At 71.1% G+C, this 12,780-nt stretch carries 10 protein-coding genes; 3 read left to right on the top strand and 7 right to left on the bottom strand.

All coding sequences use genetic code 11. From position 1 onward, the window contains the following. Positions 1 to 80: 80 nt before the first annotated feature. Positions 81 to 779, bottom strand: coding sequence for a response regulator (locus ABD466_RS13260; RefSeq protein ID WP_344657298.1), 699 nt, complete (start codon positions 777 to 779; stop codon positions 81 to 83). Further along, complete coding sequence (locus ABD466_RS13255) at positions 776 to 2,083, bottom strand: sensor histidine kinase (protein WP_344657330.1); 1,308 nt, start codon at positions 2,081 to 2,083, stop codon at positions 776 to 778. The genes ABD466_RS13260 and ABD466_RS13255 overlap by 4 nt, the downstream gene beginning before the upstream one ends. A gap of 123 nt (positions 2,084 to 2,206) precedes the next feature. Here ABD466_RS13255 and ABD466_RS13250 point away from each other — a divergent pair, with 123 nt between their 5' ends. Both ABD466_RS13250 and ABD466_RS13245 read left to right on the top strand, forming a co-directional pair. Further along, positions 2,207 to 3,397 (top strand): serine hydrolase domain-containing protein, encoded by a 1,191-nt coding sequence (locus ABD466_RS13250; RefSeq protein WP_344657297.1) that lies wholly within the window; start codon positions 2,207 to 2,209, stop codon positions 3,395 to 3,397. Positions 3,398 to 3,546: 149 nt separating this feature from the next. Further along, positions 3,547 to 6,435: an ATP-binding protein gene (locus ABD466_RS13245; protein ID WP_344657296.1), complete on the top strand. Its 2,889-nt coding sequence runs from the start codon at positions 3,547 to 3,549 to the stop codon at positions 6,433 to 6,435. On the opposite strand, the gene ABD466_RS13240 is transcribed toward ABD466_RS13245, so the two are convergent. The 5 genes from ABD466_RS13240 to ABD466_RS13220 form a co-directional block, all read right to left on the bottom strand. Next, a complete protein-coding gene (locus tag ABD466_RS13240; RefSeq protein WP_344657295.1) occupies positions 6,426 to 7,085 on the bottom strand; it encodes a diguanylate cyclase domain-containing protein in 660 nt (219 codons plus the stop codon). The genes ABD466_RS13245 and ABD466_RS13240 overlap by 10 nt on opposite strands. Before the next feature lie 49 nt (positions 7,086 to 7,134). Then, a complete protein-coding gene (locus tag ABD466_RS13235) occupies positions 7,135 to 7,380 on the bottom strand; it encodes a DUF5999 family protein (RefSeq protein WP_344657294.1) in 246 nt (81 codons plus the stop codon). Positions 7,381 to 7,928: 548 nt separating this feature from the next. Next, positions 7,929 to 9,773, bottom strand: coding sequence for an arabinofuranosidase catalytic domain-containing protein (locus ABD466_RS13230; RefSeq protein WP_344657293.1), 1,845 nt, complete (start codon positions 9,771 to 9,773; stop codon positions 7,929 to 7,931). A gap of 160 nt (positions 9,774 to 9,933) precedes the next feature. Continuing rightward, positions 9,934 to 10,086, bottom strand: coding sequence for a hypothetical protein (locus tag ABD466_RS13225; RefSeq protein WP_344657292.1), 153 nt, complete (start codon positions 10,084 to 10,086; stop codon positions 9,934 to 9,936). Between the two features lie 298 nt (positions 10,087 to 10,384). Continuing rightward, positions 10,385 to 11,413, bottom strand: a complete 1,029-nt coding sequence (locus ABD466_RS13220) for a LacI family DNA-binding transcriptional regulator (RefSeq protein WP_344657291.1) — start codon at positions 11,411 to 11,413, stop codon at positions 10,385 to 10,387. A gap of 285 nt (positions 11,414 to 11,698) precedes the next feature. Here ABD466_RS13220 and ABD466_RS13215 point away from each other — a divergent pair, with 285 nt between their 5' ends. Then, positions 11,699 to 12,778 carry an ABC transporter substrate-binding protein gene (locus ABD466_RS13215; protein ID WP_344657290.1) on the top strand — a complete coding sequence of 360 codons (1,080 nt, stop codon included), beginning with the start codon at positions 11,699 to 11,701 and terminating at the stop codon, positions 12,776 to 12,778. Positions 12,779 to 12,780 lie beyond the last annotated feature (2 nt).

Here is a 12,780-nt window from a genome sequence, read left to right as displayed (position 1 = left end):
CTTTCCTGCCAGACCATGCTGGGAGAAGGAGAGGTGAAGATCGAGGAATCCGTCCAAGTCCGCACAGCGACCGCGGACGGCTACTTCGGCGCGCGCCCGCCGCTGACTCGAACCACGCCGGACTCGTAGGCGTACACCACGGCCTGCACCCGGTCGCGCAGCTCCAGCTTCGCCAGCACACGGCTGACATGCGTCTTGACCGTGCCCTCCCCGACATAGAGCGCGGCTGCGATCTCGGCGTTCGACAGGCCGCGCGCGACCAGTGTCAGCACTTCGCGCTCACGGTCGGTCAACATGGCGGCCGCGTGTGCCGGTGCGAGCGGCGCGCCGGCGGTTCCCGCGTCGGCGTCCGCACGGGTGCCCACGAACCGCTCCACCAGCCGGCGGGTCACGCTCGGGGCGACCACGGCGTCGCCGCGGACCACGACGCGGACGGCTGAGAGCAGGTCGGCGGCGAGGGTGTCCTTGAGCAGGAACCCGCTGGCCCCGGCCTGCAGCGAGGCGTAGACGTACTCGTCGAGGTCGAAGGTGGTCAGCATCAGGACCCTGGTTCCCCCTTCCGCTCCGTCGCAGATCCGGCGGGCCGCCTCGACGCCGTCGGTCCCCGGCATCCGCACGTCCATCAGCACGATGTCCGGCCGCAGCTCCCGCGCCAGCGCCGCGGCCTGGGCGCCGTCCGCCGCCTCACCGACCACCTCCATGTCGGGTGCGTTCTCCAGGATCATCCGGAAACCGGTGCGCACCAGGGCCTGATCGTCGGCGATGAGCACCCGGATCACGAGCGCCGCTCCTGGATGGGGAGCCGTGCCCGCACCAGGAACCCGCCGCCGGGCCGGGGTCCGGCGCCGAACTCGCCGCCGAGCAGCTGCACCCGCCGGGTCATGCCGCGCAGGCCGTTGCCGCCGTCGCCGCGATGTCCGTTCACCGCCGGACCGTCGTCGCCGATCTCCACACCCACCTCGGTGTCCGAATAACAGACCACGACGTCGGCGCTCGCCCCGGCCCCGACGTGCTTCATGACGTTGGTCAGCGCCTCCTGCACGATGCGGTACGCCGACAGGTCCACGGCCGAGGGCAGCGCCGCCGGCGTGCCCTCCACGCGCAGCCGCACCGTGGTGCCCGCCTGACGCACCTGGTCGAGCAGCCCGGGCAGCTGTTCGAGGCCCGGCTGCGGATGCCAGGCGTCCTCCACCTCGCCGAGCGCCGCGAGCACCCGGCGCATGTCCGCGAGCGAGTCGCGGCCGGTCTTCACGATGGCGCGCAGCGCGGCCCGCGAGTCGGCGGGCCGGTTGTCCAGCGCGGCGTCGGCGCCCTGGGCCTGGATCACGATCAGCGACAGGCCGTGCGCCACCACGTCGTGCATCTCGCGGCTGATCCTGCCCCGTTCGGCGGCCACCGCCAGCGCCGCCCGCTGGTCCCGCTCCCGCTCCAGATCCACGGCGCGCACGTGCAACTGGTGCAGATACTCCCGCCGGCTTCGAGCACCCGACCCGATCGCCCACGCGGCGACCAGGACCGAGCCGAGCAGGGCCAGCCCGCTCCAGACGTTCGAGCTCTCAGCCTGATTGACGACGGTGTCGTCATCGGTCCCCCGGGGCGGGCCGAGGTGGTGGACCACCTCGACGCTGAACGTGGGCAGCCCGTTGACCGGACGGCCCACCCGCGCGCCGTCCAGGCACCAGCCGGCGACCACCACAAGCATCCCGGCCAGCGCCGCCAGCGACACCGGCCGCGGGAGGCGGGACGCGACGGTGGCCAGGAGCACCACCGCCGACAGATCCACCACGGTGGGCACCACGGACAGCACCGCCACGTGCACGACGGCGGCCGCCGTGCACACGCCGAGCATGGCCGGCGGCCACCGACGACGCAGCGCGACGCCGACCAGGGCGAACCCCGTCGCCGTCCACCAGCCCCACGCGATGGCGGCACCGCCGAGGCCGCTGATGACCGGATCGGCGCCGACGGCCCGCAGCACGGCGACGGGGTTGTTCACCGCGAGACACACCGCGAGCAGGCCGCAGGCCAACGCCGCGTCCTGGAAGGCGGGCTGACGTACCCACGACAGCTGCGGCAAGGTCATCACCACGTGAGTCTAGATTCACCGATCGCGCCGACGCGTCTGTCGCAAGACAGATATCAGGTGCCTGCCGCCTCTGCCCGGCGACAGACGCGGGTAGCGCCGCCGAGGTCGCAGGGTGTTCCCATGACACGACACGACTCAACGGCGACCCCGGCCCGGGGACCGCTCGGCCGGCGTTCACTTCTCGGGATCCTCGGCGCGGCTCCGCTGGCTGCCGGCGGCGCGTGGACGCTGTCCGAGACCCCCGTCGCCGCCGACCCGGCGCGGCCCCTCAAAGGAGAGCTCGACCAATACCTGAGGCAGCTCGCGGAGAAGGACCAGTTCTCTGGCACGGTGCTGGTGGTGCACGGCGAACGGACAGTGCTGGCGCGCAACTACGGCATGGCCGACAAGGCGAAATCCATCCCGAACACCACTGACACCGTCTACTGTCTCGCCTCGGTCACCAAGCTGTTCACGGCTGTCGCGATTGCACAGCTCGTGCAGCAGGGCACGGTGAAGTACGACGGGAAGCTGGGCGCCTACCTGGGTGGATTCCCGTCCGCGGCAGCTGATTACATCACCGTCCACCAACTGCTGACTCACACCTCAGGCATGGGCGACTACTTCACTGATGACTACTTCAAGGCAGCGGCCGGCTGGAACAGCGCCGAGCAGGTCCTGAACGGGACGCTGGACTACATCCGCAAGGCTCCGCTGATCTTTCCTCCCGGTACCGGCCACCAGTACAGCAACTCCGCCTACACCGTCCTCGGCGGGATCGTGCAGCAGGTCTCGGGACAGTCGTACTACGACTACATCCGGCAGCACATCTTCGGCCCGGCCGGAATGAGTAACTCAGACTTCTTCACCAAACCCCAGTGGCAGTCCGACCCGCGCATCGCGCATCCCTACTCCCGGCCCGTCCCCGGCCCCCGCGTCGACATCGTGGACCAGGAGCGACTCTTCATCGGCCGGCCCGACGGCGACGCATTCGCCACCGCGCCGGACATGGTCCGCTTCGCCAAAGCGCTGCTCGGCGGCAGCCTCCTCGAACCGGCGTACATCGACCTGGTCGTCGGCGCGAAGTTCCCGGTGGCCACGCTGCCGGCCAAGCCCGGCCTGCCCGCGAAGGCGCTCTACGAGGCCTACGGCCCGATGGCGACGCTGCGCAACGGCAAGTGGGCCGTGGGCCACAACGGCGGCAGCGCGGGCGTCTCCACCCTGCTGGAGTGGTACCCGTCGTCGGACTGGATCGCGGTGAAGTTGAGCAACTACGACCCTCAGGACACGATGGTCGTCGACGACGAGATCCAGGGAATCCTCACCCGGTAGACGGTCTGCCCTCACCACCCCGGATCCCGGAGGGCGGGATCGTCCGGGACTTCGTCGCGACGCTGCATCCGGCCGGGGCGCCCTTGGCCCAGGCAAAGGTTGCCGCCTGTTCGAAGCGTGGCTTAGCGTGGTCATGAGCAGGTGATCACATGAGCGACGCCCCTGGTCACGACGGAACACGGCATGACGGGGGCTTCGTGTTCGTCGGACGACGGCACGAATTGACGGACATCGTCTCCGCATTGATGAACCCGCCCGCCATCGTCCTGGTCGAGGGCGAGGCGGGCATCGGCAAGTCCCGCCTCGCCTATGAGGCCGGGATGGCGCTGACCTCTGAGGGATGCCACGTGGTCACGGGATTCTGCCATCCCCTGAGAGAGCCGGTTCCGTTCGGGCCCGTCGTCGACGCCCTGAGCAAGGCCGGGGAGCTGCTGCCGCCCCGCGACAAGATCCCGCGCACGGCCGGAGCGCTCGCGTCGCTGCTCCCCGACATCGCCGATCAGCTGCCGGTCCCGCCGCCGGCCACGGACGACGCCGGCCAGGAGCGGGACCGGAGGATGCGGGGCGTACGGTCGCTGTTGGCGGCGATCGGGCCGGTGACGGTGGTGATCGAAGACGTCCACTGGGCCGACGAGGTGACGCGTGAACTGCTGTTGCTGCTCAGCCGCGACATGCCGGAGACGTTGAGCCTGGTGCTGACGTTCCGGGCCGGGGATCTGCCGCCGGGATCGCCCCTGCTCGGCTCCGCCTTCCGGCGACAGCCCGGGACCCGCGCCCTCGTCGTCCACCTCGCTCCGCTCACCGAACAGGACGTGTGGGAGCTGACGCAGGACGCGCTCGGCGCGAGCGCCGACGCGACAGTGGGCCGCACGCTGTACGAACGCAGCGCCGGTGTGCCTCTGGTCGCCGAGGAAGACCTGATCACCCTGCTCGAGAAGACCCGGCGCGCGGCCGCCGCCGAGACGGCGGACCTCGCCGCCGACCTCGAGCGCGCCGAGCTCCCCCACGGCCTGCGCGAGTCGCTCACCGAACGCTTCGCGGCCCTGTCGCCGGCGGGCCAGGCGGTGGTGGAGGCCGCCGCCGTGCTCGCGGTGCCCGCCACCGAGGTCCTGTTGGCCCAGGTCGCGGACCTGCCCGACGAGGACGAAGCCCAGGGCCTGACCGAAGCGCTGGACTCCGCGGTGCTGGTCGAGGACAGTCCCGCGCACTACGCGTTCCGGCACGTCCTCGCCCAGCAGGTCGTCTATCAGCAGATCCCCGGTCCGCGCCGGACCAGGCTCCATCGGCGGGCCGTCGCGGTCCTCGAATCCCTCCCGTCGCCGCCCCTGGTACAGGTCGCCCACCACGCGCTGGCGCTGGGGGACAAGGAGGCCTGGCTGGAGCGGGCCGAGGCGGCGGCGAACAAGGCGGTCGCGCTGGGCGACGCCGGAACCGCGGCGACGCTGTTCCACCAGATCCTGGACCAGCGGGATCTCGCTCCCGAGGTGCGGTCCCGCGTCGCCATCGCCCTGGCCCTGATCGCCGCCAACGGCGTCGACTACATCGCCGACGCCGCGCTGCTGCGCCGCCTGCTGGCCGACCCGCAGCTGCCGACCGCGACCCGCGGCGAGATCCGGCTGGCCCTGGGCCTGCTGATCACCAACCACGGCGGCGACCGGGCCGGGTTCCTGGAGATCGAGCACGCCGCCGAGGAACTGGCCGAACGGCCCGAGCGCGCCGCCCGCGCGATGATCGCCCTCGCCCTCGACGAACAGGACGGCGCGTGGAGCCGGGCCTGGGAGTGGATGCACCGCGCCGACGCGGCCCTGCGCCGCAGCCCGAACGCCGCGATGCTGGCGACCGCCGAGGCGACGCGGCTGACGCTGATGGCCCGGGAAGGCGATCCCGCGGTCTGGAGCATGCTGGAGCGGCTGCCGCGCCACCCCGACGACGTCGACATCCTCCGCCAGACCGCCCGCGCCCTCTACAACGTCGGCGACATCGCCGTCGAGGTGGGGCACGACCGCCGCGCCGAGGCCCTGCTCACGGAAAGCCGCGTCCTGGCCCACCGCGCGAACATCCCCTACCTGGTGTCCTACAACCGGATCGTGCTGGCCCGCCTGGAAGGACTGCGCGGGAACTGGGAGAAGGTCGAGAAGCGTTTCAACGCGCTGGCCTACGAGTACCCGGACATCGCCATGCTCCACATGGAACAGGCGATGCTGCTCGGGCTGATCGCCGACGCGCGCGGACATCGCCGGCAGGCGGTGAAGCAGTTCGCCCTCGCGGCCAGGCTGGGCAGGACCGAGTCGCAGGTGACGATGAACCTGCGCGCCGCCTCGGCGCTGGCCGCGACGGGTCTCAGCGAGGGCACCCTCGGCGAGGCCTGGTCGATCGTCGAGCCGGCGGTCGCCACGCTGCGCGGGGCCGCGGCCTGGGCCAGGGGCACGGGCCTGGTGCCGACCGCCGTCGAGACGGCTCTGGCCCGGGGTGATCGGGCCTTCGCCGAGCGGCTCGCCGACGACGCCGAGGAAGGGCTCCAGCACCGGGACGCCCCGGCGGCGACCGCGGAACTCCACGTGGCGCGCGGTCTGCTGCACGGCGCGTCCGAGCAGGCCGTCCACCACTTCGACCTCGCGCGGCGGCTGTGGGCCGACATCGGACGGCCGTACAGCCACGCCCAAGCCGTCGAAAGGATGGGTGTCGCGCTCGCCGAACTCGATCCCGGCCAGGGCTACGCGCGGCTCGACGAGGCGATGACCGGTTTCACCAAGCTCGGGGCCGCCTACGACGCGGCGCGGTGCCAGAGCACTCTGCGGAGCCTGGGACTGTTCCGGCACGCGCCGCGGGGCCGGCACGGCTACGGAAGCCAACTGTCCCCTCGCGAACGCCAGGTCGCCGAGCTGCTGGCGCAAGGCGCCACCAACCGAGACATCGCTCAGGCGCTGTTCTTGTCCCCGCGGACGGTGGAGACCCATGTGGCGAACGTCCTGCGGAAGCTCGACACGAGCCGCAAGGACGTCGGGGAGGTGCTCGCCGCCGCCAAGTCTCAGGCGTAGTTCACGAGCGGCGAGTTGCGGAGTCTCACTCCGGGGAGGTCCCGGCGTGCGGGATGCTGCATGCCGGAGGTGTAGAGGACGGCCTGCCCGCCCAGGGATTTCGCCTGGTACAGGGCGATGTCGGCGTGGCGCAGCAGGTTCGACCACGGCTCGTCCCGCTGCGGGACCGCGATGCCGGCCGAGGCGCCGGGCGTGAGGCTGACCATCAGGGCGTCGCCGGCGAGCAGCGTGATCGGCGTGCCGAGCTGGGCCAGGATCCCCATCACCTGCTCCTGGACCAGGTCCGCGTCGGCGTCGGGCACCAGGAGGAGGAACTCGTCGCCGGACAGGCGGCTGGCCACCGCGCCGATCGACGCGCAGGCGTCGGTGAGGCGGCGGGCGACGGCCATCAGCTGGGCGTCGCCGACCTGGTGGCCCCAGGTGTCGTTGACCGCCTTGAACCCGTCGAGGTCGACGAGGACGGCGGCGAGCGTCGTGCCCGCGGCCGTCCGGGTCTCGTAGAAGTGCTGCGCGCCGGACCGGTTCATGAGCCCGGTGAGGGAGTCGTGCTCCGCGAGGTGCCGGGCCATGGCGAGGTCCAGGCGCAGCCGTCGGCATCGCGCCCGGGCACGGAGACGTCCCAGAACATAACCGCAGGCCAGAAGCGTCAACGCGGCAAGTGTGAGGGAGAGCATGGTGTCCTGTCCCGAACCTGATGCGTCACATCGCCAGGCGGAGCCTGGAGCGCTGCGGCGGGATGGTTCGGCCGTCCGGCATCAGCTCGCCGGTGTCGTCGAAGGTGATGACGCCGTTGCACAGCAGCGTCCACCCCTGCCCGGGATGAGCGACCCGGATGAGCGCCAGGTCGCGGTCCGCGGCCTCCGCCCCCGGGCAGGGCGGCTGATGCGGGCAGGTCCAGGGCGGCCGGTACGCGGCGCTGCCCGTTCCCTGGTCGACGACGTTCATGGCTGGATGCCTCCTTCGCCCGGTGAAAGCCCAAGCTCGACGGCCTGGGTGGACGATGCGCCTCCAGTCTGTGCGGCATGGTCACCACTGCACAATGGGTGAACATGGGTCTCCGTATACGCAACTTTTGAGTACGTATGGCGGTGAGTGGGTATTAAGGGCCCGACGTGTTCGGTGTCCGAATGTGCCGACCCGGCCGTGTCATCGGGGTTTCATGGCCTTCACCTGCGGCGGTGCGAACCACTGTGATCTTTGTCACGGTTTGACCCGGGAGATTCGGGTCAGGTCGCCCCTGGGTTGCCCGTCGGCGTCGCGCCGGACGCGGAAGTGGCTCATGTGACGTGCATCACGACGGATCGTCTCGCCCCCCAAGACGCTTTTTGTTCACCTTCCGTTCATCTCGGCGATCCGGTCGTCTTCGTGGGCGCGGAGCAGGCCCCCGGTTCCAGCGTCCGAGGGCGACGGGGACCGGCCGACGGTGTTCCGATGGTAACGGTCCGGCCACGTTACGTGGCCGGACCACTGCCGTGCTCCTGGCGTGGACAGGCTCAGCTGAGCGTGAACTTCTGAGCGCCGGTGCCGTTGCAGTCCCAGATCTGCAGACGCGTTCCGTTCGCGGTGTTGCCGCCCGGGTCGTCCAGGCAGCGTCCCGACTGGGGGTTGTACAGCGAACCGTCGGAGCGCTGCTGCCATACCTGGCCGCCGACTCCGTTGCAGTCCCACAGTTCCACCGGGGTGCCCGCGGCGGTGCCGTCGCCGTTGATGTCCAGGCAGCGGCCCAGGGTGCGCAGGGAGCCGTTCGCGTTCTGGAACCAGTGCTGGTCGACCGCGTAGCTCTGGCAGTCCCACAGCTGGACCGCGGTGGTGTCGCCGCCGGTGTCGTCGCCGCCGACGTCGACGCACTTGCCGCCGGGGCCCGCGACCGGGCCGCCGCCGTTGACGGCGAACTTCTGGGCGCCGCTGCCGTTGCAGTCCCAGATCTGGAGACGGACGCCGTTCGCGGTGTCGCCGCTGGGATCGTCGAGGCAGCGTCCTGATTGGGGATTGAACAGGGAGCCGTCGGCGCGTTGGATCCACTTCTGGCCGCCGACCCCGTTGCAGTCCCAGAGCTCGACCTGGGTGCCGCCCGCCGTGCCGTCGCCGTCGATGTCCAGGCAGCGGCCGATGGTGCGCAGCGAGCCGTCGGCGAAGTGGGTCCAGTGCTGGTCCTCGGCGTAGCTCTGGCAGTCCCAGAGCTGGACCGCGGTGTAGTCGCCGCCGGTGTCGTCGCCGCCCACGTCGACACACTTGCCGCCGGGCGCGGCGACGGTGCCCGCCGGGCCGTTCGGGACGTTCGTCTCGCCCGCGTAGCCCGCCGCGACGATGTTCGCCTGGACCGCGTCCTCGGCGGCGTCGGTCGGGTAGCCCGCGGTCATGACACCCTCGAAGAAGGTGCCCATGTTCCAGTTGCTGTTGTCGCCGCCGGTGCCCAGGATGATGCCGCCCTCCTGGTGCATCGGTATGTAGCCGCCCCGGTTGGGCAAGGGCCCGTTCCACCAGGTCGACAGGCCCCCGGATTGGGAATCGCCCCCCTTGAGCGCGTAGGTGGTCTGGCCGTCGTTCTTCAGCATGGCCGTGACGAAGGTGCTGTTGTCGCCCCGGTTGGCGGGGTTGGAGCCGTCGGCGCCCTGGAACATGCCGTTCTCCATGTCCGCCTCGACCCACGGCCCGGAGCCGGTGCACGGGCTGAAGTAGCACGTCGTGGCGATGCTGACGGCGTCCATGTGACCGTTGCCGTCGTCGGCCGCGGCGGCCTCGGCGTTGCCGTAGTCGAAACAGCATCCGGAGCCGACGTGGGTGCCGCTGGCGACCATGTACGCACCCTCGGGCTGGCCGTTCACTGCGATGCCCGCGCCCGCGCCGGGGGTCCGGTAGCCGACGCCCGGCGAGATCCAGATGCCGTACACCTTGTGACCGCCGGCCCTCACGGCGATCTCACCGGCGTCGGCCGGACGGTCGGCGCTCGTGTTCGCCGTCCCGCCCGGACCCCGCAGCAGGTCGTTGTGCCGCGAGGTCTGGTCGTAGATCTTCGTGACGGTGCATGTGGTGCCGTTGCAGAACGCGTCCTGGTCTCCGGCGTTCGCGTAGCCGCCCCCGCTCAACAGGCCGATGTCGTGCGTGGCGCCGTCGGAGACGCGCGTGAGCTGGTAGAGCGGTCCCTTGTAGCCGGCGAACAGGGCCCGCACGGTGCTGTGCGCGGCGACGCACGGCGTCCCGGCGGCACCGTAGATGTCGCACGGCTGCGACGTGGCGGCCCGGGCCGCGGCCGGGAGGGCGACGAGCGTCCCGAAGGCGACGACGAGCACCGCGCACAGGGACAGCAAGGACAGCAGGGTCCTGCGAAGTCTGGGCATGGGGATGTGCTCCTGTGTGGTAGTGGGGTTCGGAGCTGGTGGGGGTGACGCTGACGATGAGGATGCGGACGGACCGGGCACTGTCCCGGCGGCGCCCGGCCCCAGCCCGGGCCGAGACTGCGGAATCGTTTCCGGGCTCCGGACGCGCGGCCCGGCGGCCTCATCGGATGACGCGCCACAGGTGGTCGGCGGTGCCGGTGTCGTCGAACTGCACGACGTCCGCCGAGTCCGTCGTCGAATCACGTCGACGCGGGGTGGCGCTCACGGCCGTGGACACGGCGGTGCGGACGAAGGCGCGGCGGGACAAGGCCATGGCGTGCTCCGAGGACTGGTGGTGCCCGGCGGGGGAGACCCCTGATACAACGTTGTAAATCAGGGCCGGAGGAGCGTGCTGGACAGCATCGCCGTCCGAACGGCCGCGACGGTGCGGAACTGCCGATCATCCGGGCGCGGGTGACGGGGCGTCCGAGGCCGGCGGACGGCGAAACAACGTTGAAACGGGTCTCATGACAGCACAGCGCCACCGACTTGTAAACCCGGTGGCGGCGAACGGCTGACGATGCGGCCGGATCTGGCGCAGAGGCCTGCGATGAGGGAAGGACCCGCCGTGCTCAGGGCCGCGGTCCCCGTGCCGCGTCCCGGGGCCGCGAACTGCCGCGCACCTCCAGCCGGAAGGCCGCCTGCACCGCCTGCGGCTCCCGCTCGTCCCGGTCGATCACGCGGCTGTGCAGCAGGTGCACCGCGGTCTCGGCGATCGCCTGCTTGTCCGGGGCCACGGTCGTCAGCCGGGGTATCGCGTAGGCGGCCTCCTCGATGTTGTCGAAGCCGACCACCGCCAGGTCCTCCGGCACCCACAGGCCGCGGTCGGCGGCGGTGCGCAGGGCGCCCACGGCGAGCAGGTCGTTGAAGCAGAACACCGCGTCCGGGGGTTCGGGCAGGTCCAGGAGCGCGGCCATGGCCTGCGCGCCCTCGCGCCGGTGGTACTTCGCCGCCGGGGCGACCAGGGCGGGGTCGAACGGCAGGCCCGCGTCCTCCAGCGCCTCGCGGTAGCCGCGCAGGCGCAGGGCCGCGGTTCCGCGCGCGGTGTTGGCGCCGATCGCGGCTATGCGGCGCCGGCCCAGGCCGGCCAGGTGCGCGACCGCCTCCTTCGCCGCGGCCACGTTGTCGATGGCCACGTGGTCGGCGGCGGTGTGCACCGCGTGCTCGCCGAGCATCACGAACGGCACTCCGGGGTCCAGGACCGCCAGGTCCTCGGCGGTCAGGGCCTCCGGGCTGAGGATCGCGCCGTCGACCATGTGCGGCCCGAGTGCCGACAGGGCCTCGCGCTCCCGGTCGCGCACGCCCTGGGTCTGCTCGATCAGCACGGTCCAGTCGCGGTCCGCGGCCGCGCCGATCACCAGGCTCACCAGCTCACCGAAGTACGGCACGCTGAGCTCCGGGACCACCATGGCGATGAACCCGGTGCGGCCGCGCCGCAGGTTGCGGGCGCCGAGGTTGGGACGGTACCCGGTGGCCTTCAGCGCCTCCTCGACCCGGCGGCGGTTCTCGGGTTTGACGAATCCGTAGCCGTTCACCACGTTCGACACGGTCTTGATCGAGACGCCGGCCAGAGCGGCGACGTCCTTCAGCGTTGCGGCCATGTGAGCCTCCTGTGACGAGTGTGTTGGTTCCGGGAACGGCGCGCCACCGAGGCAACCGGCAGCGGCAGCCTAGCCTCTTTACAACGTCGTTCCAAGGATGTAAAAAGTCGCCATAGGCCGGTGGAGTACGGCCCCTGATGATCGGCCGCCGGCGGGTCCCGCGCACGTTGTCTCCGAGCACCGCCACCGCACGCCGCCGCTCGGCCCGGCCGGGCCGCGGCCCCGTGAACCGCTGCTGAAACCCGCATACGTCATCGCACCCGACGAAGAATGGGGTAATCCGCCGTGTCCCGTAATCGCTTCCGGCGCCTCGCCGCCGCGGCCGTGGCCGTCAGCGCCCTGGCCACCGCCTGCTCGAAGTCCGAGTCCAAGCCCGTCGCGGCCACCGGCTCCTCCGGCCCGGCCGCGGTGGCCGCCAGCAGCCAGCCGTCGTCCTCCGCCGCCGGCTGCACCGCCTCGTCCGTCGGGTATCCGACGGTGGACCTCAAGACGGCCAAGGTCGGCTTCTCCCAGTCGGAGAAGGAGGCCAACCCCTTCCGCATCACCGAGACGCAGTCCATCAAGGACCAGGCGGCGGCCCTGGGCATACCGTCCGGCAACCTGGTCACCACCAACGCGCAGAGTGATCTCAACAAGCAGATCAGCGACATCAAGTCGATGCTCGACCAGGGCGTGCAGCTGCTCATCGTGGCACCGCTGAACTCCGACGGCCTGCAGCCGGCCTTCGACGCGGCCAAGGCCGAGAAGGTGCCGGTGGTCACGATCGACCGCAAGGTGACCTCCACCCCGTGCACCGACTACGTGACCTTCATCGGCTCGGACTTCGCCTCCCAGGGCAAGCGCGCCGCGGACGAGATGATCCGGGTCACCGGCGGCACCGGCAAGGTCGCGATCCTGCTGGGCAGCTCGGGCAACAACGTCACCACCGACCGCACCAGCGGCTTCGTCGACGAGCTGAAGACCGCCCCCGGGCTCAGCGTGGTGGCGCAGCAGACCGGCGACTTCGACCGGGCCAAGGGCCAGGCCACCATGGAGCAGCTGATCCAGTCCCACCCGGACATCACCGCGGTGTACGCGGAGAACGACGAGATGGGCGTCGGGGCGCTCAACGCCCTGAAGGCCGCGGGCAAGAACCCGGGCAAGGACGTCAAGCTGGTCAGCGTGGACGGCACTCACAACGCGGTGCAGGAGATCGTCAACGGCGACTACAACGCGGTGATCGAGTCCAACCCGCGCTTCGGCCAGCTGGCGTTCCAGGCGCTGAGCGATTTCGAGAGCGGCAAGGGCGTCGCGGCGTCGATCGTCATCAGCGACAGCCGGTACGACGAGAAGAACGCCGCCGCCGACGTGGCGAAGTCGTACTGACG

The sequence above is a fragment of the Catenulispora subtropica genome (assembly GCF_039531675.1).
Classification (GTDB): domain Bacteria; phylum Actinomycetota; class Actinomycetes; order Streptomycetales; family Catenulisporaceae; genus Catenulispora; species Catenulispora subtropica.
This window is presented reverse-complemented; position numbering and strand designations above follow the sequence as displayed.

What these genes read in the sequence shown, in the direction of transcription:
- ABD466_RS13255 (WP_344657330.1), bottom strand. Translation starts at nt 2,083, where the DNA reads ATGACCTTGCCGCAGCTGTCGTGGGTACGTCAGCCCGCCTTCCAGGAC.
- ABD466_RS13250 (WP_344657297.1), top strand. Translation starts at nt 2,207, where the DNA reads ATGACACGACACGACTCAACGGCGACCCCGGCCCGGGGACCGCTCGGC.
- ABD466_RS13245 (WP_344657296.1), top strand. Translation starts at nt 3,547, where the DNA reads ATGAGCGACGCCCCTGGTCACGACGGAACACGGCATGACGGGGGCTTC.
- ABD466_RS13235 (WP_344657294.1), bottom strand. Translation starts at nt 7,380, where the DNA reads ATGAACGTCGTCGACCAGGGAACGGGCAGCGCCGCGTACCGGCCGCCC.
- ABD466_RS13230 (WP_344657293.1), bottom strand. Translation starts at nt 9,773, where the DNA reads ATGCCCAGACTTCGCAGGACCCTGCTGTCCTTGCTGTCCCTGTGCGCG.
- ABD466_RS13225 (WP_344657292.1), bottom strand. Translation starts at nt 10,086, where the DNA reads ATGGCCTTGTCCCGCCGCGCCTTCGTCCGCACCGCCGTGTCCACGGCC.
- ABD466_RS13220 (WP_344657291.1), bottom strand. Translation starts at nt 11,413, where the DNA reads ATGGCCGCAACGCTGAAGGACGTCGCCGCTCTGGCCGGCGTCTCGATC.